Origin of the sequence: Gemmobacter fulvus (genome assembly GCF_018798885.1) — a bacterium.
Taxonomy (GTDB): Bacteria; Pseudomonadota; Alphaproteobacteria; order Rhodobacterales; family Rhodobacteraceae; genus Gemmobacter; species Gemmobacter fulvus.
Genome location: NZ_CP076361.1, coordinates 2,960,615 through 2,985,743, shown reverse-complemented (window position 1 = coordinate 2,985,743; position 25,129 = coordinate 2,960,615). Strand labels below are relative to the sequence as shown.

Here is a 25,129-nt window from a genome sequence, read left to right as displayed (position 1 = left end):
CCAAACCATCACTTCTCTCGCAAGGCCTGCCCGATGCTGCTGCTGATCGACAATTATGACAGTTTCACCTATAATCTCGTTCATTATCTGGGCGAGCTGGGGGCCGATGTCGTGGTCAGGCGCAATGATGCGCTGGACGTGCAGGCCGTGATGGCGCTGCGCCCCGAGGCCATTGTGCTGTCGCCCGGCCCCTGTGATCCGGCGCAGGCGGGCATCTGCCTGCCGCTGACCATGGCCGCCGCCGAGGCAAAAATTCCGCTGCTGGGCGTCTGCCTTGGACATCAGACGATTGGCGAGGCCTTTGGCGGCCGTGTCGTGCGCTGCCATGAGATCGTGCATGGCAAGATGGGCACGATGCACCATTCCGGCCAGGGCGTGTTCAGCGGCCTGCCCTCGCCCTTCCTCGCCACCCGCTATCACAGCCTCGTTGTCGAACGCGACAGCCTGCCCGATTGCCTTGAGGTGACGGCATGGCTGGAGGATGGCACCATCATGGGGCTGCGCCACAAGACGCTGCCGATTGAAGGGGTGCAGTTCCATCCCGAAAGCATCGCGTCGGAACATGGTCATCAGATCCTGCGCAATTTCCTCGATATGGCACGGGTGTCGGCATGAGTGACGGGCTGAAGCCGCTGATCGGCATCGCCGCCACCCGCCCGCTGAGCCGCGCCGAGGCTGAACAGGCCTTCACCGTGCTGTTTGACGGCGAGGCGACGCCCGCACAGATGGGCGGGTTTCTGATGGCGCTGCGCACGCGCGGCGAAACGGTGGATGAATATGCCGCCGCTGCCACGGTGATGCGGGCAAAATGCCACAAGGTGCGCGCGCCTGCCGGGGCCATCGACATTGTGGGCACCGGCGGTGATGGCAAGGGCACGCTGAACATCTCGACCGCGACGGCCTTTGTGACGGCGGGCGCGGGTGCGGTGGTCGCAAAACACGGCAACCGCAACCTCAGCTCCAAATCCGGGGCGGCGGATGCGCTGACCGAAATGGGGCTGAACGTGATGATCGGCCCCGAAGTGGTGGAGCGCTGTCTGGCCGAGGCCGGGATCGGCTTCATGATGGCGCCGATGCACCATCCGGCGATGCGCCATGTCGGCCCGGTGCGGGCCGAGCTGGGCACCCGCACGATCTTCAACATCCTTGGCCCGCTGACCAATCCGGCAGGGGTGACGCGGCAATTGACCGGCACGTTTTCCGATGCGCTGATCCGGCCGATGGCCGAAACGCTGCTCGCGCTCGGGGCCGAGAAGGCCTGGCTGGTGCATGGCGGCGATGGCACGGACGAGCTGTCGATTGCCGCCCCCAGCAAGGTTGCGGCCCTGGAGGGCGGCACCATCCGCGAATTCAGCGTGCATCCCGAGGATGCGGGCCTGCCGGTCCATCCGTTCGAGGCGATTCTGGGCGGCTCGCCTGCCGAAAACGGCGCGGCCTTCCGCCGCCTGCTGGAAGGCGAGGCGGGGGCCTATCGCGACGCGGTTCTGCTCAACTCTGCCGCCGCCCTTGTGGTGGCCGACAAGGCGGCCAGCCTGCCCGAAGGCGTGGAAATGGCGCGCGAGTCGATTGATGCGGGCCGGGCGCTGGCCAAGGTCGAGGCGCTGGTCGCGCTGACCAACGCCTGAGCCGATGCCGATCCCGCCGCCCCCTGCCAGCTGGCGCGACCTGCCCTTCTTTCACGACGACTGGCCTGCGCTGTCGGCCCGTCTGCAAGCGGCCCAAGACCCGTGGCAGCCGCAGGCCATGTTCCGTGCGCTGGAGCTGACCCCGCGCGATCAGGTGCGCGTGGTGGTTCTGGGGCAGGATCCCTATCACACGCCGGGGCGGGCGACGGGACTGGCCTTTTCCTTTCCGCCCGGCGCGGCCCCGAAACATTCGCTGCACAATATCCTGACCGAACTTGAGGCCGATCTGGGCGTCGCGCGCCGCGATGGCTGTCTGGATGGCTGGGCGCGGCAAGGGGTGCTGCTGCTCAATACCGTGCTGACCGTGCCGCTGGGTGCAGCCCATGGCCACAAAGGCTGGGGGTGGGAGCGACTGGTGGCGCAGGTGTTGCAGGCCGTGGCCGCCGATGGCCCGCGCGCCTTCCTGCTCTGGGGGGGGCCGGCGCAGAAGCTCTGTGCCACCCTGCCGCGCGAGCGCCACCTGTTCGTGCAAAGCGCCCATCCGTCGCCCCTGTCGGCCTATCGCGGCTTCTTCGGCTCGAAACCCTTTTCGCAGGTGAATGACTGGCTTTGCACACAGGGCCAGCCCCCGATCGACTGGCGCGCCTGAGCCCGCCTTGCGGGGCACGGGCCGGGTTTCCTTCCGGTTCCTGCCGCGTTACCAAAGACCCAAGGAGACCGATATGAGCAGCACCATTCTCGACCGTATCAAGGCCTACAAGCTCGAAGAGGTGGCTGCCCGCAAGGCCGCGCGCCCGCAGGCCGAAGTGGACGCCGCCGCATCCGCCGCCCCTGCCCCACGCGGCTTTGCCAAGGCGCTGCGCACCGCCGCCGCCTCGGGCTATGGGCTGATTGCCGAAATCAAGAAGGCCAGCCCGTCCAAAGGCCTGATCCGCGCCGATTTCGATCCGCCCGCGCTGGCCAAGGCCTATGAGGCCGGGGGCGCGACCTGCCTGTCCGTTTTGACCGACGGCCCGTCGTTTCAGGGCGACGACGCCTATCTGACACAGGCGCATGAGGCGACCACCCTGCCCTGCCTGCGCAAGGATTTCATCTATGATGCCTACCAGATCACCGAGGCCCGCGCGCTGCATGCCGATTGCATCCTGCTGATTATGGCCTCGCTCGACGATGCGCAGGCCGTCGATCTGGAACAGGCCGCCTTCGATCTGGGCATGGATGTGCTGATCGAAGTGCATGACCGCACCGAACTGGAACGGGCCGCCGCGTTGAAATCGCCGCTGATCGGCATCAACAACCGCAATCTGCATACGTTCGAGGTGTCGCTTGATGTCACCCGCGATCTGGCGCGGCGGGTGCCGGAGGATCGGCTGATCATCTCGGAAAGCGGGCTGTTTACCCCGGCAGATCTGGCCGATGTCGCGCAATATGGCGCGCGCTGCTTCCTGATCGGCGAAAGCCTGATGCGGCAAGAGGATGTGACGGCGGCTACGCGCGCCATCCTCGCGCAGCCGCTGACCGCGCAGGGCGGTGCGTGATGGCAGGTCTGACCCATTTCGATGAGGGCGGCCATGCCCATATGGTCGATGTGTCAGACAAGCCGGTGACGGCGCGCATCGCCGTGGCGCGTGGTGCCGTGCGCATGAGCGCCGAGACCCTGGCGATGATCACCGAAGGCCGGGCGAAAAAGGGCGATGTGCTGGCCGTGGCGCGGCTGGCAGGCATCATGGCGGCCAAGAAAACCGCCGATCTGATCCCGCTGTGCCATCCGCTGCCGATCACCAAGGTCGCGCTGGATCTGATGGCAGACCCGACGCTGCCGGGCGTGGTGGTCGAGGCGACGGTGAAAACCGGCGGGCAGACCGGGGTGGAGATGGAGGCGCTGACTGCTGTCTCCGTCGCCTGCCTGACCATTTATGACATGGTGAAAGCGGTGGAAAAATCCATGCAGATCGAGGGGATCCGACTGGTGCTGAAAGACGGCGGCAAATCCGGCCGTTATGAGGCCGAGACATGATCCCGGTCGAAGAAGCACTGTCGCGCGTGCTGGCACTGGCCCGCGCCATGCCGGTGGAAACCGTGCCGCTGGCGCAGGCGGCAGGGCGCTGGCTGGCCGAACCGGCCGTGGCGCGGCGCGATCAGCCGCCCTTCGCGGCCTCCGCCATGGATGGCTATGCGGTTGTCGGCCCCGCTGCACAGGGTGCCGAATTCACCGTGATCGGCGAGGCCGGTGCAGGCCACGGCTATGCCGGGACCATCGGTGCCGGTCAGGCGCTGCGCATCTTTACCGGCGCGCCGGTGCCCGCCGGGGCAACGCAGATCGTGCTGCAGGAAGATGTGGCCCGCGCAGGCGACCGCATCACCGTGCAGGCCACCTCGCACAATGCCAATATCCGCCCGCAGGGCAGCGATTTCCATATCGGCCAGCGCGTCGACCCCAAGCGGCTGTCGCCCAATGATCTGGCGCTGCTGGCCGCGATGAATGTGCCGCAGTTGGCGGTCCGGCGGCGGCCCGTGCTGGCGATCATCGCCACGGGGGATGAGCTGATGATGCTGGGCGACACACCGGGACCGGATCAGATCATCGCGTCGAACTCCTTTGCGATCAAGGCCTTGGCCGAGGCTTCCGGGGCAGAGGCGCGCCTGTTGCCAATTGCCCGCGATACCGAACCCGCCCTGCGCGCCGTGTTCGATCTGGCCCAAGGGGCCGATCTGGTGGTGACCATCGGCGGCGCATCGGTGGGTGATCACGATCTGGTGGCGCGGGTGGCCGAAACGCTGGGCATGGAGCGGGCGTTCTACAAGATCGCCATGCGCCCGGGCAAACCGCTGATGGCCGGACGGCTGCGCGGTGTGCCGATGCTGGGCCTGCCGGGTAATCCGGTGTCGGCCATCGTCTGCGCGCATCTGTTCCTGCTGCCGCTGATCCGCGCCATGCTGGGCGATCCTGCCCCGGCCCCTGCGACCCTGCGCGCCACCTTGGGCGTGGATGTGGCGGCAACCGGCCCGCGCACCCATTACATGCGCGCGCAGGTCAGCGGTGCTGACCACCCCGTCATCACCCCGTTCGATCAGCAGGATTCGGCCTTGCTGACGGTGCTGTGCGCCGCCAATGCCCTGTTGATCCGCCCGCTGGGCGATGGCCCGCGCCGGGCAGGCGAGGCGGCGGAATTCTTGCCGATCTGAGCCTGAGGTCTTGACACAAACCGGGAACACGGGCAGAACATTAAGTCAACATCCGCCGTTTTGTCCAAGAGGTCTGCCTGATGCTGACGCGTAAGCAACTGGAATTGCTGGATTTCATCCGCACCCGCATGGACAGGGACGGCGTTCCGCCTTCGTTCGACGAAATGAAAGAAGCGTTGGATCTGCGGTCCAAATCCGGGATTCACCGGCTGATCACCGCGCTGGAAGAGCGCGGTTTCATCCGGCGGCTGGCGCATCGCGCCCGCGCCATCGAAATCGTCAAACTGCCCGAAGCGATGGAGCGGCCCGGCTTTTCGCCGCGGGTGATCGAGGGCGACAAACCTGCCGCGCCGCCACCGCGCGGCGCCATGGCGCTGGAAGGCATTTATGCGCTGGAATTGCCGGTGATGGGCCGCATCGCGGCGGGGGTGCCGATCGAGGCGATTTCTGAAATCTCGCATCACATCGCGGTGCCCGGCTCCATGCTGTCGGGATCGGGGCAGCATTACGCGCTGGAGGTGAAGGGCGATTCCATGATCGAGGCCGGGATCAATGATGGCGACATCGTTGTCATCCGTGAACAGAGCACGGCCGAGAATGGCGATATCGTGGTGGCGCTGGTGGAAGACAGCGAAGCCACGCTGAAGCGGTTCCGGCGCAAAGGCAACATGATCGCGCTTGAGGCGGCCAACCCGGCCTATGAAACCCGCGTTCTGCCCGATCATCTGGTCAAGGTGCAGGGGCGGCTGGTCGGGCTGATCCGCAGCTACTGAGCGGCGGCCAGCACCCGCGGCGTCTTGTCCAACTGCACAGATTGCAGGATGGGCCGGGCCCTGCCCTGCCAAAGCCGATGGCCCTGGCGCACCGGATCCAGCCGCAAGGCTGTGCTGCCCTTGATCTGCCACAGCGCCAGCCCGCCGGTCTGTTTCAGGAAGGCCGGGTCGATCACTTGGCAGCCCTTGGGGGCTGCTTCGCCGTCAGCGGCGATGATCACCAGATCGGCGTTGGCGCAGGCTGCGGGTAGCCGCTCGGTTGCTGCCTTGCCTTTCAGATAGACCACCTGCCAGGCCCCGATACGGAAAGTCTGGTTGCCGACGGTGCCTGCCATGCCGCTGCGCGCGGCAGCCGTGGGCTGATCCGCCAGATCACCATCATTCTCCAGCCAGCTTTGTGCCGCGAACCCCGCGCCCTTCGGGGCCGAAAGCACCCGGCCCGCCTCCGTCGCCAGCCCGATCAGCGCCGCGTCGGGGGCCACCAGCAGGTCGGGGCGTGTTGCCTGCGTCCAGAGGCCGAGCGCAATCAGAATCGGTGCCACGCCCACAAGCCGCCCATAGCCGCGCCAGACCGCAAGCCAAATGCCGCCGAGCGTGACCAGCGGCAGCACCCATGGCCCCGGTGTCGGCACCGCGGTCACCGCCCCTTCCCACCCGGCCACAACATGCGCCACGAACAGGATCCAGTCGCAGCCCAGCCCCATGAGCCAGAGCGGCAGGGCTGCCAACCCGAACGGGGCCAGCAAGGCGGCCAGCGCGCCCGCAGGCATCACCACCGCCCCCATCACCGGCACCGTCAACAGATTGGCGACAAAGCCGAAATCCGCGATCCGGTTGAAATGCGCAGCCCCATAGGGCGCCGTCGCCACCCCGGCAAGCGCCGAGGACAGGATTAGGGTAAACACCGGCAGAGCCCAGCGCGGCACCCGCCCACGCATCACGCCGCCCTCCAGCGCGCCGAACCCCGCAATGAGCGCCGTGGTAGCCGCGAAAGACATCTGGAACCCCGGATCCAGCAGGGATTCGGGCCGCAGCGCCAGCAGGATCACCGCCGAAATCGCCACCGACCGCAGTGACAAGGCCCGCCGGTCCAGCAGCACCGCGCCGAGCATGACCGCCACCATGATGAAGGCGCGTTCCGTGGCCACATTCGCGCCCGAGAGCAGCAGATAAAACCACGCCACGCCAAACGAGATCACCGCCGCGATCTTTTTGGCATTCACCCGCAGCGCCAGCGGCGGCACCAGCGCCAGGCCGGTGCGGCACAGCGCAAAGACGAAGCCGACCAGAAAGGCCATGTTCATGCCCGAAATCGCCAGCAGATGCGCGAGACTGGAGGCCCGCAGATCCTGCACCGCCTGCAAGCTCAGCCCCGAGCGGTCGCCGGTCATCACGCCCGAGGCAAAGGCCCCTGCATCGCCCGGGATCGCCGCCTGAACGCCGGCCGACAGGCGCGCGCGCAGGCGGTTCACCCGCTGCGCATTCGGCAGCGGCTCGTCCAGCAGCAGCACAGGGGTGCGGCTATAACCGACGGCCCCCAGCCGCTGAAACCACGCCATGCGCTGAAAATCGAAGCCGCCGGGTTCGGGCGGACCTTCCGGGGCCGCCAGATGCCCGGTCAGTTGTACCACCTGCCCCGGTTCGGGGCGCAGATGCGGTTGCGGCGCGTGCAGCGCCACCCGCACCTTCTGCGGCGTCCGGTCGGGCGGCACCGCCTCCAGCACCACCTGATCCAGTGTCAGCCGCAGCGCATCGGATTGCGAACGGTCAATGTCGATCACCCGGCCCTGAACCGGGCCGTAATAGCGGAATGACAGCACCGGGGCCGCCACGCTATGCGCGCGCGCGCCGGCCAGTAGCAGCCCCAGCGCCACGCAGCCCGTGGCCACCCAGAGCGGATGCGCCACCTCCGGCCCCAGCCACCACAGCAGCGCGGCGCAGAGGAGCACCGCTGCCGCCGCAAGATAGACCGTGGCCCCCGGTTCGTTCGCCAGGCTGAACCAGCCGCCAATGCCAAGCCCCATGCAGACCGGCACCCAGGGGAACAGGATCCCCCGTGCCTCTGCCAATGCGCCGAGTGGCCAGAGCAACCCGTGCCGCAGACCCGCCACCACGCCCCGCACCTTGTTTCCAGCCCTCCGCTCGCCTATCACAGCGCCAAAGTTAACATCCGTCCGGTTTCCGAAAGGTTAATACCGCCATGTCCGACACGCCCGTCGTCACCCGTTTTGCCCCCTCGCCCACCGGCTATCTGCATATCGGCGGCGGGCGGACGGCCCTGTTCAACTGGCTGTATGCCCGGGGGCGCGGCGGCAAGTTTCTGCTGCGGATCGAGGATACCGACCGCGAACGCTCTACCCCCGAGGCGACGGCGGCGATCCTGCGGGGCCTGACCTGGCTGGGGCTGGACTGGGACGGCGATGTGGTCAGCCAGTTCGAACGCAAGGACCGCCACGCCGAAGTGGCGCATGAAATGCTGGCGCGCGGAACCGCCTACAAGTGCTTTTCCACGCAGGAAGAAATCGCGGCCTTCCGGGCCGAGGCCGAAGCGCGCGGCAGCTATGCGGTGTTTCAAAGCCCCTGGCGCGACGCCGATCCTGCCACCCATCCGGATGCGCCCTATGTGATCCGCATGCGCGCGCCGCGCAGCGGTGAAACCGTGATCGAGGATCAGGTGCAGGGCCGTGTGGTGATCCAGAATGCCACGCTGGATGACATGATCTGTTTACGCTCGGATGCTACGCCCACCTATATGCTCGCCGTGGTGGTCGATGACCATGACATGGGCGTGACCCATGTGATCCGGGGGGATGACCATCTGAACAACGCCGCCCGCCAGCAGATGATCTATGACGCCATGGGCTGGAAGATCCCGGTCTGGGCGCATATCCCGCTGATTCACGGGCCGGATGGCAAGAAGCTGTCAAAGCGGCATGGCGCGCTGGGGGTCGAGGAATATCAGGCCATGGGCTATCCCGCCGCCGGGATGCGCAACTACCTGACGCGACTGGGCTGGGCACATGGCGACGCCGAGTTCTTTACCAGCGCACAGGCCAAGGACTGGTTCGACCTGAAGGGAATCGGGCGGGCTCCGGCGCGGCTCGACTTCAAGAAGCTAGAGAATCTCTGCGGTCAGCACATTGCGGCGGGGGATGATGCTGCGCTGCTGCATGAATTGGAGGCGTTTCTGGCCGTCACTGGCGCGCCAGCCCTGACAGAGGCGCAGCGCGGGCTGATGCTGGCCGGGATGCCCAGCCTGAAGGATCGTGCAAAGACATTTCCGGAACTGATTGAAAAGGCACGTTATATTCTGACGTCCCGGCCCATTCTGCGCGACGAAGCCGCCGAGAAGGCGCTGGATGCGGTATCCCGTGGTATACTGCAATCATTGACGCCGCAGCTGCGAAATGCTAGCTGGACGAAGGAAGATCTTGAGGCCATTCTCACCGGGGCTGCCGCAGATGCGGGCATCGGCTTCGGCAAACTGGCCGCCCCCTTGCGCGCAGCTTTGGCCGGGCGCACGGTAAGCCCCAGCGTCTATGACATGATGCTTGTCATCGGTCAGGATGAAACGATTGCGCGGCTGGAGGAAGCTGCGGCCTGAGCGCCGCAAGCCTGCCGGCCCCATGACCGCCGCAGCGCCGCCACCCGGCGCTGCACGCCAATGCAGAGGGATTGAAGATGGCAGAACCGACCAAGACCGCGACGCTGAGTTTCGATGACAAGGTGATCGAATTGCCGATCCATTCGGGCACGCTTGGTCCCGATGTCCTGGATATCCGCAAGCTTTATGCGCAAGGCGACGTGTTCACCTACGACCCCGGCTTCACCTCGACCGCCGCCTGTGACAGCGCGATCACCTTCATCGACGGCGACAAGGGCGAACTGCTGCATCGCGGCTATCCGATCGACCAGCTGGCCGAACAATCGCATTACCTCGAAGTCTGCTATCTGCTGCTCTATGGTGAGCTGCCGAACACGGCGCAGATGAAGGATTTTGAACAGCGTGTGACCCGTCACACCATGGTGCATGAACAGATGCACAACTTCTTCCGCGGGTTCCGCCGCGACAGCCACCCGATGGCGACCATGGTGGGTGTGGTCGGCGCGATGTCGGCCTTCTATCACGACAGCACCGATATCAATGACCCGTGGCAGCGCGAAGTGGCGGCGATCCGGCTGATTGCGAAACTGCCGACGATTGCCGCGATGGCCTACAAGTATTCGATTGGCCAGCCCTTCGTCTATCCGAAGAACAGCCATGATTATGCAGCCAATTTCCTGCATATGTGCTTTGCCGTGCCATGCGAGGACTATGTGGTGAACCCGGTTCTGGCCAAGGCCATGGACCGCATCATGATGCTGCACGCCGATCACGAACAGAATGCCTCCACCTCGACCGTGCGTCTGGCGGGTTCGTCGGGGGCCAACCCGTTTGCCTGTATCGCGGCGGGTATCGCCTGCCTCTGGGGGCCTGCCCATGGCGGTGCGAACCAGGCCTGCCTCGAGATGCTGCGCGAGATCGGCAGCGTCGACCGCATCCCGGAATACATCAAGAAGGCCAAGGACAAGGACGATCCGTTCCGCCTGATGGGCTTCGGGCACCGGGTCTACAAGAACTTCGACCCGCGCGCCAAGGTGATGAAGGAATCCGCAGACGAGGTGCTGGCGCTGCTGGGTGTGGAAAACAACCCGACGCTGCAAGTCGCCAAGGAACTGGAGCGGATCGCGCTGGAGGACGATTATTTCGTCTCCAAGAAGCTCTACCCGAATGTCGATTTCTATTCGGGCATCATTCTGGATGCGATGGGCTTCCCCACCTCGATGTTCACGCCGATCTTTGCGCTGTCGCGCACCGTCGGCTGGATCGCGCAGTGGAAAGAGATGATCGGCGACCCGACCCAGAAAATCGGCCGCCCGCGCCAGCTTTATACCGGCGAGACTTTCCGCGACTATGTGGATGTGCGCCACCGCTGAGCGGCAGACAGACCAGCAAAGGGCGGCCCGCGCAGGTGGGCCGCCCTTTGCCTTGCGCCCCTCCCCCACAGCGGCGACAAAGGGCCAAAACGGCAAGGGCGGCAACATGACACACGGACGCATCTGGCAGATCGACATGGCCCGCAGCCTCGCGCTGTTGGGCATGGCCGCCTTTCATCTGGTGTTTGATCTGCAATTTTTCGGGCTGGTGCCGCCCGGCACCTCGACCAGCGGCGTGTTCTACTGGCATGCGCGGATCGTGGCGGGCAGTTTTCTATTTCTGGCCGGGCTGGCGCTGTGGCTGGGCCATGGGCAGGGCATCCGCTGGCACGCCTTTGCGGCGCGGCTGGCGCGGATCCTGGGGGCGGCGGCTCTGGTAACGGTTGCCACCTATATCGCCATGCCCGACTGGTTCGTATTTTTCGGTATCCTGCATTGCATCGCGGCGGCCAGCCTGCTGGGCCTGCTGTTTCTGCGCCTGCCGTGGCTGGTGATCTGTGCGTCGGGGGCGGCGGTGATGGCTGCGTCTTATTGGCTGCCAGAGTTGGTGCAGCTCAATACCCCCGCTCTGCGCTGGCTGGGCCTGCACACGGTGCCGACACCTTCGGTGGATTTTGAACCGCTGGTGCCGTGGTTCGGGCCGTTCCTGCTGGGCCTTGGCGTGGCCAAGGCGCTGCACCCGGTCTGGCCGCGTCTGGCCGCCCGCCCGGCCCCGCGCAACCGGCTGCTGCGGACGCTGTGCTGGCCGGGGCGGCACAGTCTGGCGATCTATCTGCTGCACCAGCCGGTGCTGATGGGGCTGGTCTGGCTCTGGGTCAGCCTGCGGGGCCTGTGACGTGGCGTTGACCAGATCCCCTCTCGACAGTCGGCGACGCCCTTGCCACAAAGAGGCATGAGCGACCCTGTGCTGATTGCCCGATCCCCCGCCGACCTGCCAAGCCGTACGCAGCTGCTGGCAATGTCAGGTCTTGAATTCATGCAGGCCATGCTGGCCGGGCAGATCCCACATCCCACCATTGCCGGGCTGATGGGCTATCGTCTGACCCACGTGGCGCCGGGGCGCGTAACGCTGACCGGCGCGGCGGATTTCGGCCATACCAACCCGTTCGGGGCGGTGCACGGCGGATGGTATGGCACGGTTCTGGATACCGCGCTTGGCTGCACGGTAATGACCGCCGTGCCGCAGGGCCGCTGGTATACCACGCTGGAATACAAGGTGAACATCACCCGCGCCCTGCCCCTTGGCATGGAGATCGAGGCAGAGGGGCTGCTCGATCATGCCGGACGCTCTACCGCCGTGGCCCATGCCACGATACGGGGCCGCGCGGATGGCCGTGTCTATGCCACCGGCAGCACCACCTGCATCATCATGGGTGAGGGCTGAACCTCAGCCTCCGGGCCAGAAACTACCCCGCCTCGGCGCCGAGGCCAGGGCGGTCGGGTGCAGCCGTTCGGAGCGGTCACGCCCGATGATGCGCGCCTTGCGCAGCAGGAACGCCGCCCCCCAGCCGCGCCATGTGCCGACCATCGGCGCCTGCGCATCGCAGGGAAAGCGCGTCCGCCAGCCCGGGGGCAGCGCAAGGCCACAGGCCTCTGCCCGCTCCAGCATCCAGACCAGCGGAATATTTGCCAGCGGGCGCGCGGCCTCGAACGCGCCCAACTGGCCACCCACATCGCCATGCGCGCCCCGGAACCAGACCTGCTCCACATTGCCCTCCCATCCCGGCGGGCAATCCCACAGCACCGGGTCGAACACCTCGCGCGTTTCATGCAGGGCCAGCGCCTGAAAACCGTGCCGGATCGAACTGCCGAGATGATGGTTGTGAAAGGCGTGTCGGCCTTCGGTCAGCATCCACAACAGCGGCAGGCGCAGGCCCAGCGCCTTGACGGTATCCCAGACGCCGATCATCTGGATCGGCGCTTCCAGATGGCAGAATTCCCGCGCGAACACCCGGGCCACCCGGCTGTCAGGATCACGCTCGTAATGGCGGTAGGCCAGACGCACATTGCGTTCGGTCGCCGCATCATGGCGCAGCAGGCCCACCCGGTCGATCACCCCCGCCAGACTGCGCACCGCATAGGCCCCGCGCGAATAGCCTAGCAGATAGATGCGGTCGCCCGCGCGGTAGTGGCTGGCGAGATAGCCATAGGCGCGGCGGATCTGGCGGTTGATGCCGCGCCCCTGCATCACATCCATCGTATTGTGCCAGCCCTCCCATTGCAGGCCCGGCTCGTAATAGAGGCTGCGGCGCGGGCTGCCCGGATGGGTTTCGCGCAGCAATTGGAACGCGCGCCCCGCATTGCTTTCATGCCCCGGCTGCAAGGAGGCCAGCGTGCCATCCAGCACCACGATATGATCCACCGCGCCCCGTACCCGCCCGGGCGGCGGGGCATCGGCGGGGTCGGTCTTGACCACCGGGCGGCGGCGCAACCACTGGCTGAGGCGATCAAACAGGCGCAGGGTAACGCTCCTGCCGTGGGGGCGGCACAGCCCCAGTCACCGCCTGCCCTGCCATCTGCACCCCCATGCCCTTGATCCTTGGGCATGAATGGTAAACGCCCGGCGGAACAAGTCCAGCCGGGCGTTCGATCCGCACAAAGGCGTGCTCAGACTTTCAGCGAGAGCACCGTGGCAATGGTCAGTTCGCCAAAGCCGTTGAACCGGGTGTTGGTGGCCACCGAATAGGCGCCCATGCCATGGATCACCAGATAATCGCCTTCGGCAATATCCTCGGCCAGCATCAGTTCCCCCGGCAGACGGTCCACCGAATCACAGGTCGGGCCGAACACGATGCGCGAGGACAGCTCGCCATTGCGCTTTGTGCCCAGACCATCGACCACCTCGATCCGGTCGATCACGCCGACCAGCGGCAATTCGGCCAGCGCGCCATACACGCCGTCATTCAGGAAGATGTGCAGATCGTCGCGCACCGCCTTGACCTTGGCGATATGCGTGAAGGCATCCCCACACAGCGCCCGGCCCGGCTCGCAGACCAGCAGCGGGCGCTGGTCGCCAAAGGCTTCGGTCGCCACGCGGTCGATCAGCGCGAAGGTTTCTTCGATCTGCGGCACCACGCCATGCAGGCGGTGGTTCGGGAAGCCGCCGCCGACGTTCAGCCGGGCAATCGTCACGCCTGCCAATTGGGTGATTTCGGCAGCCGCGCGGATATAGGCATCCCAGGCGGCCGGATCGGTGCATTGCGTGCCGGGGTGGAAGGTGAGCGAGGGGATGAACCCGGCCTCGGCCACGGTTTTCAGCAGCTCGGCCGACAGTTCGACCGTCGCGCCGAATTTCGCGCCAAAGTTATAGGCCGCACCGGCCACCGGCAGCTTGAAACGCACCGAGATTTCGCAATTCTCGGCGGGCACCATTTCGATCAGCTTGGCAAGTTCCGAGGCCGAATCGACGGAATAGGATTTCACACCCAGTTCCACCGCCACGGCAATCTCGGCGCGTGCACGGACCGGGTTGTTGTAGTGCATGGCAGCATCCGGCGCGATGCGGCGGATCAGGCGCATCTCGTTCGGGCTGGCCACGTCAAAGCCGCGCACCCCCGCCGCCGACAGGTTTTCGATCACCACGTCGGAGGGGTTGGTTTTCACCGCATAGGTGACCATGCCGGGGAAACCGTCGATGAACCGCCGCGCCGCCGCCTGCAACACCGCAGGCGAAAAGAACAGTACCGGATTTTCCGGGCGCACGGTGCGGATGAATTCGGACGGATTGGTCCAGATCGTTTTGGAAAGTCCCATCGGCGTGTTCCTTCTCTGCCAACAAGACGCAAGCGACCCCTGCCCGCAAAACGGGGGTTCGGCACCTGCGCGGTCATTACAACCAGGCCAGGTGCGTATGAGCCGCCCTTTTCCTGAAAACGTGGAATGCGCATATGGGGCACATCTTCACCGATGAAAACTACAAAAATATAGTGTAGAGATGACAGAATGACGAAAAAGGCAGGCAAATTGTATGGATGAACTGGATCGCAACATATTGGGGCTGCTGGGGGCCGATGCGCGCATGTCGGTGGCCACTCTGGCGCGGCGGATGAAGGTCGCGCGCTCCACCGTGCAGGCGCGGCTGGAGCGGCTGGAGACCACCGGCGTGATAGCCGGATACACCCTGAAGCTGGGCGAAGGGGCGCGTCAAGGACGATTGCGCGCCTCGGTGCTGCTGACGATCGAACCGCGCGCGCAGGCAGCGATTCTGACCCGGCTGAAGTCGATCGCCGAGATCGAGAAGGTGTTCACCACCTCGGGCCGCTATGATCTGCTGTTGCAGATTGCAGCACCGAACACGCAGGTGCTGGATCAGGTGCTGGATCAGATCGGCGCGCTAACCGGGGTCGTCAGCTCGGAAAGCCTGATCCATCTCAGCACCAAGTTCGACCGGGCGGTCTGATCGGGCGCGGCGATCAGCGCAGGGCGAACAGGTCGATGAAGGCCTGCCCCTCTGCCAGATCGCCCTCGAACCCGATCAACCCGCGCGCCGTGTCGCGCAGGGGTGACGGGCCATAGACCGCCGCCGCCATGGCATTGGTGCCGCCGGAAAACCGCAGCGCCCCGGCCTCTGCCGCGCCCCGGACCACCACAAACTGCCCCGGCGCGGTGCGGATGGTGAACAGATCGTCGCCCAGCCGCATCTCGACCAGATGCGCTGCGGCCCGGTCGCGCGCGCACATCGCCCGCATCGACAGCATGAGCGCGGTCGAGCTGATAAACAGCGTCGGATCATGGCCCGGCTGCCGCGCCCCCCACAGGCACAGCGCGCGCAGCACTGGCCACAGCGCCAACCCGGCCTCGGTCAGCGCATAGACCTGCACCCGCGCCGGATCGGGCAAGAGCCTGCGCGTCAGCAGCGCCGCCGCCTCCAGATCACCCAGCCTTTGGGTCAGCACATTGGCGCTGAGCCCCGGCAACCCGGCGCGCAGGGCCCCGAACCGGCGCGGCCCGAGCATCAGCTCACGCACCACCAGAAGCGCCCAGCGATCCCCGATCAGATCCAGCGCATGGGCCGCGATGCAGCCTTCCTGATAGCCGGTGCGCGCCAATATGGTTATTATTCCTAACTTATGGTTGCTTTTCATAACCTACACGGGCACCCTTGCCGCATCAACCAGTGCGGAGGCCCAAAATGCCCTATATTGACGGATTTGTTGTTCCCGTTCCCAGCGACACCCGCGACGGATATGCCGCCTATGCCAAAAGCTGGTGGCCGAAATTTCAGTCTTATGGCGCGCTGTCGACCATGGAGGCCTGGGGCGATGATGTGCCCGATGGCAAGCTGACCGATTTCCGCCGTGCAGTGGATGCGCAGCCGGGCGAAACGGTGGTGTTCAGCTGGATCATCTGGCCCGACAAGGCCACGCGCGATGCCGCCATGGCCGCGATGATGAATGATCCCGATTTTGCCGAAAGCATGGGCGCCATGCCCTTTGACGGCAAACGCATGATCTATGGCGGCTTCACCCCGATCTTCAGCGTCGACACCACCGAAGGAGCCGCATGATGGCCACAGAACACGGCAACCCGGTCTGGTATGAGCTGTCCACGCCGGATCTGGTCGGCGCGGCAGAGTTCTATGGCGCGCTGCTGGGCTGGACGATGCGCGATGCGGGCATGGAGGGGTTCACCTACCATCTGGCCTCGCAAGGTGAGGCCATGGTGGCGGGGATGATGGAGCCGTTTGCAGGCGTGCCGCCGAACTGGCTGATCTATTTCGCCTCCACCAATGCCGATGCCACCGTTGCCGCCACCGAAGCGGCGGGCGGTGCGGTGCTGCAACCGGCCGGAGATATTCCCGATACCGGGCGTTTCGCGATTCTGGCGGATCCGCAGGGGGCGGCCTTCGGCATCCTGCAACCGCTGAACGGCGATATGGGCAGCGCGTTTGACCAGCAGAAAACCGGCCATGGCAATTGGCACGAACTGGCGACAACCGATCCCGAGGCAGGGCTTGCCTTCTATGCCGGTCTGTTCGGCTGGCAGGCCTCGACCGCCATGCCCATGCCCGAGATCGGCATCTATCAGCTGTTCCGGCAGGCCGGGGCCGATATTGGCGGCATGATGAAATCGCCGATGCCCGACATGCCCCCCTATTGGCTGCCCTATTTCGGCACAGACAGCATTGCCCGCGCCATTGCCACCATCACCGAAAAGGGCGGCACGGTGCTGCATGGCCCGCAAGAGGTGCCGGGCGGGGCCTTCATTGCCATGGCCCGTGACCCGCAAGGCGCGCATTTTGCCGTGGTCGGCCCGGCCTAAGCCCAAAACCCCCGCCAAAGCACGCGAAAGCCTTCCCCTTGCCGCGTGCTTTGGCTACACATCGGCCGTTCAAGACGGGGAAGCATGATGCCGATGGAAAAGACCTTCAACGCCGCCGAGGCCGAGGCCCGCATTACCGCGCAATGGCTGGACCAGAAGGTCGGGCGTGCCGGGGCAAATGCCCGACCGGGCGCCGAGGCGTTTTCCATCATGATCCCGCCGCCGAATGTGACGGGCAGCCTGCATATGGGCCATGCCTTCAACAACACCCTGCAGGACATCCTGATACGCTGGCACCGGATGCGCGGCTTTGACACGCTGTGGCAGCCCGGCACCGATCACGCAGGCATCGCCACGCAGATGGTGGTGGAACGCGAACTGGCCCGGACGCAACAGCCCTCGCGCCGCGACATGGGCCGCGAGGCATTTCTGGACAAGGTCTGGGAATGGAAAGACAAATCCGGCGGCACCATCATCAACCAGCTCAAACGTCTTGGCGCCACCTGCGACTGGGACCGCGAAGCCTTTACCATGTCGGGCAATTTCCCCGAAGCGGTGCTCAAGGTCTTTGTCGACATGTATGCCAAGGGGCTGATCTATCGCGGCAAGCGGCTGGTCAACTGGGATCCGCATTTTGAAACCGCCATCTCCGATCTCGAGGTCGAAAACCTCGAAGTCGCGGGCCATATGTGGCATTTCAAATATCGCCTCGCCGGGGGCGAAACCTATGAATATGTCGAAAAGGATGCCGATGGCGCGGTGACGCTGCGCGAGATGCGCGATTACATCTCCATCGCCACCACGCGGCCGGAAACCATGCTGGGCGACGGCGCGGTTGCCGTGCATCCTTCAGATGCGCGTTATGCGCCGATTGTCGGCAAGATGGTGCATCTGCCGCTCTGTGACCGCCTGATCCCGATCATTACCGATGAGTACCCAGACCCCACTTTCGGCTCGGGCGCGGTCAAGATCACCGGGGCGCATGATTTCAACGACTACCAGGTGGCCAAACGCGCAGGCCTGCCCTGCTACCGCCTCATGGACACCCGCGCCCAGATGCGGGCCGATGGAGCGCCCTATGCCGAGGCCGTGGCCCGCGCCCGCGAAATCGCCGCCGGCTCGCCCACCACCGAGGCCGAGGTGGACAGCCTCAATCTGGTGCCCGAAAAATATCGCGGGCTGGACCGGTTCGAGGCCCGCAAACAGGTCATCGCCGACATCAATGCCATCGGCCTTGCGGTGACCACGCTGGAGAAATCCATCGACCCGGAAACCGGCTCCGAACATCTGCGCAAGGTGCCGGTAGTCGACTCCAAACCGATCATGCAGCCGTTCGGAGACCGCTCCAAGGTCGTGATCGAACCGATGCTGACCGATCAGTGGTTCGTCGATACCGCCAAGATCGTCGGCCCGGCACTGGAGGCCGTGCGCAGCGGCACCGTCAGGATCATGCCGGAATCGGGCGAGAAAACCTATTATCACTGGCTGGAAAACATCGAACCCTGGTGCATCTCGCGCCAGCTCTGGTGGGGACACCAGATCCCGGTGTGGTATGGGCTGAACATCTGGCCGACCGGCTTCACCGATGACGAAGGCGACAATGCGCTGGACGAAACAGAGCTGTTCCGCCTGCTGGCCGAGGGCACCTTTGGCCTTGCCGACCCGATCTATCACTGTGCCGCCGATGTCGAAGCCGTGAGCGAACGCTTCAAGGATGCGCTGGCCGCCCTGCCCGCACCGCTGAACCATGCCCGGATTGTCAGCGTGGAGACCCGCGCCGACGCGGTAGAGATGCTGGCGAAATCGCTCGCCGATTACAACCTGACCCAGGATCCCACCCATCTGGTCTATCCGATCTGGCGCGACGAAGATGTGCTCGACACCTGGTTCTCCTCCGGTCTCTGGCCGATCGGCACGCTGGGCTGGCCGGAACAGACCGCGGAACTGCAACGCTATTTCCCGACCTCGGTGCTGGTCACCGGCCAGGACATCCTGTTCTTCTGGGTCGCGCGCATGATGATGATGCAGTTGGCCGTGGTGGAGGATATCCCCTTCCACACCGTCTATCTGCATGGCCTCGTGCGCGACGCCAAAGGCAAGAAAATGTCCAAATCGCTGGGCAATGTCGTCGATCCGCTGGAACTGATCGACGAATATGGCGCCGATGCGCTGCGCTTTGCCAATGCGGCCATGGCCTCGCTGGGCGGCGTGCTGAAACTCGACACGCAACGCATCGCCGGTTACCGCAACTTCGGCACCAAGCTGTGGAACGCCTGCCGCTTTGCCGAAATGAACGGCGTCTGGGACGGCCATGCCACCCAGACCGAAGCGCCGCAGGCCACCGCAACCGCCAACCGCTGGATCATCGGCGAAACCGCCAAGGCGCTGGCCGATGTGAATGCCGCGCTGGCCGATTACCGCTTCGATCAGGCCGCGAATGCGCTTTATGTCTTTGTCTGGGGCAAGGTCTGCGACTGGTATGTCGAATTTGCCAAACCGCTGTTCGATGGCGATCAGGCCGACGAGACGCGCAAGACCATGGCCTGGGTGCTGGATCAGAGCATGATCCTGCTGCATCCGATCATGCCCTTCGTCACCGAAGAGCTGTGGTCCACCACCGGCAGCCGCGCCAAACTGCTGGTGCATACCGATTGGCCCGAATACGGCACATCGCTGATCGACCCGGCCGCCGACCGCGAGATGACCTGGGTCACCACCCTGATCGACGACATCCGCTCGGCCCGCGCCCAGATGCATGTGCCGGTCGGGCTCAAGCTCGACATGCTCTGCACCGCCGCCGACCCGGCTGCCCGCACCGCCTGGAGCCGGAACGAGACGCTGATCAAACGCCTGGCCAGGATTGAAAGCCTGACCGATGCCGCCAGCGCCCCGAAAGGCGCGATCACCATCGCGGCAGAGGGCGCAAGCTATGCCATCCCGCTGGAGGGCATCATCGACATCGCGGCCGAAAAGTCCCGCCTCGCCAAAGCGCTGGAGAAACTCGGCAAGGAAATCGCGGGACTGCAAAGCCGCCTCGACAATCCGAAATTCATCGAAAGCGCCAAGGAAGGTGTGGTCGACGAGGCCCGCGCCAATCTGGAGGCGCGACAGGACGAGGCCGGCAAACTCACCGCCGCCCTGACCCGCCTCGCTGAAATCGGCTGACGCACCAAGACCAGGCCCCCGCTTTGCCGCTTTCATCTTGGCAAAACTATCCTCGGGGGTGAATTGGCCAAAGGCCAAGAGGGGGCAGACTGCCCCCTTTTCTTTTGCTGCACTTCGCGCTGATATGCGGCCATGACCGACGCACCCCGCTATACCCCGCTCGCCGCCGCGCTGCCCGCCTCTGTGCCCTTCGTCGGGCCGGAAACGCAGGAACGCAGCCTTGGCCGTCCCTTCACCGCGCGGCTCGGCGCGAATGAAAGCCTGTTCGGCCCCTCGCCGCAGGCCATCACGGCGATGGAACGGGCCGCGCGCGAAGTCTGGATGTATGGCGACCCCGAAAACCACGATCTGCGGCAGGCGCTGGCCGCGCATCATGGCGTGCGCCCCGACAATATCGTGGTGGGCGAAGGCATTGACGGGTTGCTGGGTTATCTGGTGCGCCTGCTGATCGGGCCGGGGGATCCGGTGGTCACCTCGGACGGCGCTTATCCGACCTTCAACTTTCACGTGACGGGCTTTGGTGGCGCCTTGCACAAGGTGCCCTATGCCGGTGATCTTGAATCGCCTGATGCGCTGCTGGCCCGCGCCGCCGAGGTGCAGGCCAAGCTGGTCTATCTTGCCAATCCCGACAATCCGATGGGCTCGCATCACCCGGCGACCACTCTCGCCGCGATGATCGACCGCCTGCCGCAAGGCACGCTGCTGGTGCTGGACGAGGCCTATATCGACCTGGCACCCGAGGGCACGGCGGTGCAGATCGACGCCGATGATCCGCGCGTGATCCGCTTTCGCACCTTTTCAAAGGGCTATGGCATGGCCGGGCTGCGCGTCGGCTATGCCATTGCCGCTCCCGGCCTGATTTCGGCCTTCAACAAGGTGCGCAATCATTTCGGCATGGGGCGGATTGCGCAGGCCGGGGCCTTGGCGGCCTTGCAGGATCAGGCGTGGCTTGCACAGGTGCGCGCCCGCGTGGCCGAGGCGCGGGCCAGTCTGGCCGCGATTGCCACGGCAAACGGTCTGCGCCCCCTGCCCTCGGCCACCAATTTCCTGACCGTGGATTGTGGCGGCGATGGTGCCTTTGCACGGGCCGTGCTGACCGGGCTGGTGGCGCGTGGCATCTTTGTGCGGATGCCCTTCGTGGCGCCGCATGACCGCTGCATCCGGGTCAGCTGTGGCGATGCGGCAGCCTGCGCGGCCTTTGCCGCAGCCCTGCCAGAGGCGCTGGCAGCCGCGCGCGGCTGATCAGCGGCCCGCGATCACTCGGCCGCCAGTTCCGGGCGCACCGGGCCAACGGCGGGGGCCGCCCCCGGCTCGGTCTGCGCCGCGCCAAGGCGGGGCGCTGCGGGGTCTGCGGCTGCTGCCACCGGGGCGGCGGCCTGAGGTGCCACCTCAGCCGGTGCCGCGATCAGCGCGCGGCGGAAGATCAGCAGGTTCTGATAGCTGGTCGATTTGCCGGTGAACCCCACCCGCTCTTCACAGGGCAGCGCCTCGGCCCGCAGATATTCCCAGCCCTCGCTGCCCAGCGTGTTCATCAGCTGGGTGAGCGTGTGGGCAAAACGATCCTCTGTCGTTTTCAGCCCGCGCTGCTTCTCGCCACGTTTGGGGGCGGGAACAACCTTGTATTCATAGTGCAGCATCGGGATCTCCGGGCGAATCGGCCATCTGTTTCAGGCGCAGTCTAGCGGCACTTCACGAAATGGAACCGCCAGTTTGCGCAGGTGCGCAAGACGCGCGGCATTTCGGGCACAGGCTTTCGGGCGCTTTCACGCGTGATAAAAGCCCCCCCGCCAAAGCGCAACGCACGTTTCCGCGTGCCCTGCCGCAGCGCCCGCAATCGGCAGAAGCCTGCCGGACCCTTGGCATTTTCACAAATTTTCAGGCGCTTTCCACCCCACCCCCATGCGGAAAGCCACAACTGTTGCGTGAAGACGCATCGCTGTAGCCCACAGAAACCCGCGCCAACTGTGGGTATCTTCGAGGGAGGAGCCCCAATGATTATCGACACGCCAGCCCCCAGCGGGCCAAAGCCGTTTTACGCGCATCTTTACGTGCAGGTGCTGACCGCCATCATCCTCGGCATCGCGCTGGGCCATTTTTATCCCGATCTCGGCGCCTCGCTGAAACCGCTGGGCGATGCTTTCGTGCGGCTGGTGAAGATGATCATCGCCCCGGTGATCTTTCTGACCGTGGCCACCGGCATCGCCGGGATGAGCGACATGAAGAAGGTCGGCCGTGTGGCGGGCAAGGCCATGCTCTATTTCCTCACCTTCTCCACGCTTGCGCTGGTGGTGGGTCTGGTCGTCGCCAATGTGGTGCAGCCCGGCTCCGGCATGAACATCGACCCGGCGACGCTGGACAGCGCGGCAGTGGCCGATTACGCGGCCAAGGCGCATGACAGCACGATTGTCGGCTTCCTGATCAACATCATCCCGAAAACGCTGGTCGGGGCCTTTGCCGAAGGCGACATCCTGCAGGTGCTGTTCATCTCGGTGCTGTTCGGCATAGCGCTGGCCACCACGGGCGAGCGCGGCCAGCCGATCCTCGACTTCATGCAGGGGCTGACCTATCCGATCTTCAAACTGGTGGCGATTCTGATGAAGGCTGCCCCGGTCGGTGCCTTTGGCGCAATGGCCTTCACCATCGGCAAATACGGCATTGAATCGGTCGTCAACCTCGCCTTCCTTGTGTTGTGTTTTTATCTGACCGCCTTTCTGTTCGTGGCGGTGATCCTTGGTGCGGTGGCGCGGTATAACGGCTTTTCGGTGTTCAAGCTGATCCGCTATCTGAAAGAGGAACTGCTGCTGGTGCTGGGCACCTCGTCCTCCGAAGCGGCTCTGCCATCGCTCTTGCAAAAGATGGAACGCGCCGGGGCCTCCCGCTCGGTCGTGGGACTGGTGGTGCCGACGGGCTACAGCTTCAATCTGGATGGCACCAATATCTACATGACCATGGCGGCACTGTTCATCGCACAGGCCACCAATACCGAGCTGACGCTGGGGCAGGAAATCCTGCTGCTCGCCGTGGCGATGCTGTCTTCCAAAGGGGCGGCGGGCATCACCGGAGCCGGGTTCATCACGCTGGCCGCCACGCTGTCGGTGGTGCCGACGGTGCCGGTGGCGGGCATGGCGCTGATCCTTGGCGTGGATCGCTTCATGTCCGAGGTGCGCGCGCTGACCAATTTCATCGGCAATGCCGTGGCGACGCTGGTGGTGGCCCGCTGGGAAAACGAGCTGGACATGGAGGCGCTGCAGGCCGCGCTGAACGGCCACCCGCGCGATCTGGCCCACCCCAGCACGCAGCCCGATCTGCCGCCCGCCTTCAAGGATGATGTGCTGGCCGCCGACTGACCACACCACAGATCCGACGCCCCTTCCTCCGAGGGGGCGTCGGCCTCCACTCTGCCCCTGCGCGGCACACCGTCAAAGCCTGCGACATTAAGTATGGGGTCAACAGCGCGTGGGCGTGGTAGGATACCTCAGAGCGCCCGTATGAAGGCTCCCGCCCGACTGCGCTCCTGCCGAGTGATGGCTTGCTTCGCAAGTTTTCGGCCCCTGAGGGCCATTTCATGCCAAAACCCGCTATTGCCGAGGCCGCAAGCACGCTTGCCGTGGTCGCCTTGTCCAACGAACCGCTTCTGTTCCTGTCGGCAGATCTGAAGATCATTGCTGCCAGCACGTCATTCTGCCGCGCCTTTGACATCGACCCGCTGACAATTGCCGGAAAACATCTTGGCGCGCTTGGCGGCGGCGAATGGGCGATGCCCAGACTTGCCTCGCTGCTCAACGCCACCGCCTCGGGCAGCGCCTTGGTCGAGGCCTATGAAATCGACCTCAAGCGCCCCAATCAGAAAACCCGGCTACTCGTCGTGAATGCGCAGATCCTGGCCGATGGTCAGATCGACAACATCCGGCTTCTGCTGGCGATCACCGATGTCACCGAGGCGCGGGCCGAGGCGCGGCACAAGGACGATCTGGTGCGCGAAAAAGCCATTCTGCTGCAAGAGGTTCAGCACCGCGTCGCCAACAGCTTGCAGATCATTGCGAGCGTGCTGATGCAGAGCGCGCGCCGGGTGCAATCGGATGAAGCGCGCGGTCATCTGCACAACGCCCATCACCGGGTCATGTCCATCGCCGCCGTGCAAAAGCAGCTGGCGGCTTCGGAAGGGGGCACGGTGGCACTGCGCGCCTATCTGCAGCAACTCTGCGACAGCCTTGGCGCCTCGATGATCGCAGACAAGGACCGGCTCTGCATCACGGTGGCGGTCGATGACAGCGTGGTGGAGGCCGATGTCTCGGTGAGCCTCGGGCTCATCGTCACGGAACTGGTGATCAACGCCCTCAAACATGCCTTCCCGGATCAGCCCAGCGGCACGATCACGATCGACTATCATTCGGATGGCAGCGACTGGACCCTGTCTGTGCGTGATGACGGCATTGGCCTACCCACCGGGCGCGATGCGCCCAAGGCCGGGCTGGGCACCGGCATTGTGGAGGCGCTCGCCAAAAACCTTCTGGCCGAAATCGAGGTGAGCGATGCCGCGCCCGGCACATCCGTCACCATCCGCCACAGGGCCGACACCGGGCGCGACGCCGATCTGGCCCCGGCCGCCTGACCTGGCCACCTCCCTGCCGTTCCGATGCGGGGCGGATACCTCTGACCCCGGATACGCGTGAGATATGAACAACGGCAAGACAGTCGTCCTGATCATCGAAGACAGCCCGATCATCCGTCTGGGCGCCATCGAACTGGTGCGTTCAGCCGGATATGAGGCGCTTGAGGCACGGAACGCCGACGAAGCGATCCGGCTTCTGGAGTCGCGCGCTGACATTGATCTGGTGTTTACCGATGTCCAGATGCCGGGCAACATGGACGGGATCAGACTGTCGCATTACATCCGTGACCGCTGGCCCCCGGTGCGGATCATGCTGGCGTCGGGTATGAACATTCTCGAAGAAAGCAGCCTGCCCGAGGGAAGCCGCTTCTTCGCAAAACCCTATAGCGATCATGCGATCGCAGACATGATGGCCCAGATGCTGTCAGAAACCACGCCGCAACCTCCAAGTCAGCCCGGCTGACCCATCCGCACAAGCCGCGCCTTTGGATCTGGACCACCGCCCAGTTTGCGGATCTGAGCAAGCATAG

At 65.0% G+C, this 25,129-nt stretch carries 24 protein-coding genes; 19 read left to right on the top strand and 5 right to left on the bottom strand.

Going from position 1 to position 25,129, the window contains the following annotated elements; genetic code table 11:
* Positions 1 to 33: 33 nt before the first annotated feature.
* From KM031_RS14480 to lexA, 7 genes are all read left to right on the top strand, one after another.
* Entirely contained in the window at positions 34 to 615 is a 582-nt protein-coding gene (locus tag KM031_RS14480; protein WP_215507324.1) for an anthranilate synthase component II, read from the top strand.
* The gene (trpD, locus tag KM031_RS14475; protein ID WP_215507326.1) at positions 612 to 1,625 is read left to right on the top strand and encodes an anthranilate phosphoribosyltransferase; all 1,014 of its coding nucleotides are present in this window, start codon (positions 612 to 614) and stop codon (positions 1,623 to 1,625) included. The genes KM031_RS14480 and trpD overlap by 4 nt, the downstream gene beginning before the upstream one ends.
* Before the next feature lie 4 nt (positions 1,626 to 1,629).
* Entirely contained in the window at positions 1,630 to 2,274 is a 645-nt protein-coding gene (locus KM031_RS14470; RefSeq protein WP_215507328.1) for a uracil-DNA glycosylase, read from the top strand.
* A 73-nt stretch (positions 2,275 to 2,347) separates the two neighbouring features.
* Positions 2,348 to 3,163 (top strand): indole-3-glycerol phosphate synthase TrpC, encoded by an 816-nt coding sequence (gene trpC / locus KM031_RS14465; protein ID WP_215507330.1) that lies wholly within the window; start codon positions 2,348 to 2,350, stop codon positions 3,161 to 3,163.
* On the top strand, positions 3,163 to 3,642 hold the full coding sequence (moaC, locus tag KM031_RS14460; protein WP_215507333.1) for a cyclic pyranopterin monophosphate synthase MoaC: 480 nt from the start codon (positions 3,163 to 3,165) through the stop codon (positions 3,640 to 3,642). The genes trpC and moaC overlap by 1 nt, the downstream gene beginning before the upstream one ends.
* On the top strand, positions 3,639 to 4,811 hold the full coding sequence (locus tag KM031_RS14455; protein ID WP_215507335.1) for a molybdopterin molybdotransferase MoeA: 1,173 nt from the start codon (positions 3,639 to 3,641) through the stop codon (positions 4,809 to 4,811). Before moaC ends, KM031_RS14455 begins: the two co-directional genes overlap by 4 nt.
* A gap of 80 nt (positions 4,812 to 4,891) precedes the next feature.
* Positions 4,892 to 5,584, top strand: coding sequence for a transcriptional repressor LexA (gene lexA, locus KM031_RS14450; RefSeq protein ID WP_215507337.1), 693 nt, complete (start codon positions 4,892 to 4,894; stop codon positions 5,582 to 5,584).
* Here the strand turns inward: lexA and KM031_RS14445 are convergent.
* Positions 5,578 to 7,695: a ComEC/Rec2 family competence protein gene (locus KM031_RS14445; RefSeq protein WP_371879018.1), complete on the bottom strand. Its 2,118-nt coding sequence runs from the start codon at positions 7,693 to 7,695 to the stop codon at positions 5,578 to 5,580. The two genes, lexA and KM031_RS14445, sit on opposite strands and share 7 nt — an antisense overlap.
* Before the next feature lie 89 nt (positions 7,696 to 7,784).
* On the opposite strand from KM031_RS14445, the gene gltX reads away from it, so the two are divergent.
* The 4 genes from gltX (at position 7,785) to KM031_RS14425 (ending at position 11,945) form a co-directional block, all read left to right on the top strand.
* Positions 7,785 to 9,188, top strand: a complete 1,404-nt coding sequence (gene gltX, locus KM031_RS14440; RefSeq protein WP_215507339.1) for a glutamate--tRNA ligase — start codon at positions 7,785 to 7,787, stop codon at positions 9,186 to 9,188.
* 77 nt (positions 9,189 to 9,265) lie between these two features.
* The gene (gltA, locus tag KM031_RS14435; protein ID WP_215507341.1) at positions 9,266 to 10,561 is read left to right on the top strand and encodes a citrate synthase; all 1,296 of its coding nucleotides are present in this window, start codon (positions 9,266 to 9,268) and stop codon (positions 10,559 to 10,561) included.
* Positions 10,562 to 10,667: 106 nt separating this feature from the next.
* Positions 10,668 to 11,396, top strand: a complete 729-nt coding sequence (locus KM031_RS14430; protein ID WP_215507342.1) for a heparan-alpha-glucosaminide N-acetyltransferase — start codon at positions 10,668 to 10,670, stop codon at positions 11,394 to 11,396.
* A gap of 57 nt (positions 11,397 to 11,453) precedes the next feature.
* Positions 11,454 to 11,945, top strand: a complete 492-nt coding sequence (locus KM031_RS14425; RefSeq protein ID WP_215507344.1) for a PaaI family thioesterase — start codon at positions 11,454 to 11,456, stop codon at positions 11,943 to 11,945.
* 3 nt (positions 11,946 to 11,948) lie between these two features.
* On the opposite strand, the gene KM031_RS14420 is transcribed toward KM031_RS14425, so the two are convergent.
* Positions 11,949 to 13,022 carry a T6SS phospholipase effector Tle1-like catalytic domain-containing protein gene (locus KM031_RS14420; RefSeq protein WP_371879017.1) on the bottom strand — a complete coding sequence of 358 codons (1,074 nt, stop codon included), beginning with the start codon at positions 13,020 to 13,022 and terminating at the stop codon, positions 11,949 to 11,951.
* 146 nt (positions 13,023 to 13,168) lie between these two features.
* Entirely contained in the window at positions 13,169 to 14,314 is a 1,146-nt protein-coding gene (locus KM031_RS14415; protein WP_215507346.1) for a type III PLP-dependent enzyme, read from the bottom strand.
* Between the two features lie 214 nt (positions 14,315 to 14,528).
* Here KM031_RS14415 and KM031_RS14410 point away from each other — a divergent pair, with 214 nt between their 5' ends.
* Positions 14,529 to 14,960 carry an Lrp/AsnC family transcriptional regulator gene (locus KM031_RS14410; protein WP_215507348.1) on the top strand — a complete coding sequence of 144 codons (432 nt, stop codon included), beginning with the start codon at positions 14,529 to 14,531 and terminating at the stop codon, positions 14,958 to 14,960.
* Positions 14,961 to 14,973: 13 nt separating this feature from the next.
* Here KM031_RS14410 and KM031_RS14405 read toward each other — a convergent pair whose 3' ends face one another.
* Positions 14,974 to 15,645, bottom strand: a complete 672-nt coding sequence (locus KM031_RS14405) for a winged helix-turn-helix transcriptional regulator (RefSeq protein WP_215507350.1) — start codon at positions 15,643 to 15,645, stop codon at positions 14,974 to 14,976.
* A 47-nt stretch (positions 15,646 to 15,692) separates the two neighbouring features.
* Here KM031_RS14405 and KM031_RS14400 point away from each other — a divergent pair, with 47 nt between their 5' ends.
* From KM031_RS14400 to KM031_RS14385, 4 genes are all read left to right on the top strand, one after another.
* Complete coding sequence (locus KM031_RS14400; RefSeq protein ID WP_215507352.1) at positions 15,693 to 16,067, top strand: DUF1428 domain-containing protein; 375 nt, start codon at positions 15,693 to 15,695, stop codon at positions 16,065 to 16,067.
* A complete protein-coding gene (locus KM031_RS14395; protein WP_215507354.1) occupies positions 16,067 to 16,822 on the top strand; it encodes a VOC family protein in 756 nt (251 codons plus the stop codon). The genes KM031_RS14400 and KM031_RS14395 overlap by 1 nt, the downstream gene beginning before the upstream one ends.
* Before the next feature lie 87 nt (positions 16,823 to 16,909).
* Positions 16,910 to 19,987: a valine--tRNA ligase gene (locus KM031_RS14390; RefSeq protein WP_215507375.1), complete on the top strand. Its 3,078-nt coding sequence runs from the start codon at positions 16,910 to 16,912 to the stop codon at positions 19,985 to 19,987.
* 132 nt (positions 19,988 to 20,119) lie between these two features.
* Positions 20,120 to 21,229, top strand: a complete 1,110-nt coding sequence (locus KM031_RS14385; protein ID WP_215507356.1) for a pyridoxal phosphate-dependent aminotransferase — start codon at positions 20,120 to 20,122, stop codon at positions 21,227 to 21,229.
* A gap of 14 nt (positions 21,230 to 21,243) precedes the next feature.
* On the opposite strand, the gene KM031_RS14380 is transcribed toward KM031_RS14385, so the two are convergent.
* Positions 21,244 to 21,624 carry a DUF4177 domain-containing protein gene (locus KM031_RS14380; protein ID WP_215507358.1) on the bottom strand — a complete coding sequence of 127 codons (381 nt, stop codon included), beginning with the start codon at positions 21,622 to 21,624 and terminating at the stop codon, positions 21,244 to 21,246.
* A gap of 354 nt (positions 21,625 to 21,978) precedes the next feature.
* On the opposite strand from KM031_RS14380, the gene KM031_RS14375 reads away from it, so the two are divergent.
* The 3 genes from KM031_RS14375 (at position 21,979) to KM031_RS14365 (ending at position 25,062) form a co-directional block, all read left to right on the top strand.
* Positions 21,979 to 23,334 (top strand): dicarboxylate/amino acid:cation symporter, encoded by a 1,356-nt coding sequence (locus KM031_RS14375; protein ID WP_215507361.1) that lies wholly within the window; start codon positions 21,979 to 21,981, stop codon positions 23,332 to 23,334.
* A 218-nt stretch (positions 23,335 to 23,552) separates the two neighbouring features.
* The gene (locus KM031_RS14370) at positions 23,553 to 24,599 is read left to right on the top strand and encodes a sensor histidine kinase (protein ID WP_215507363.1); all 1,047 of its coding nucleotides are present in this window, start codon (positions 23,553 to 23,555) and stop codon (positions 24,597 to 24,599) included.
* Between the two features lie 64 nt (positions 24,600 to 24,663).
* A complete protein-coding gene (locus tag KM031_RS14365) occupies positions 24,664 to 25,062 on the top strand; it encodes a response regulator (protein ID WP_215507365.1) in 399 nt (132 codons plus the stop codon).
* The last annotated feature ends 67 nt before the right edge of the window (positions 25,063 to 25,129 follow it).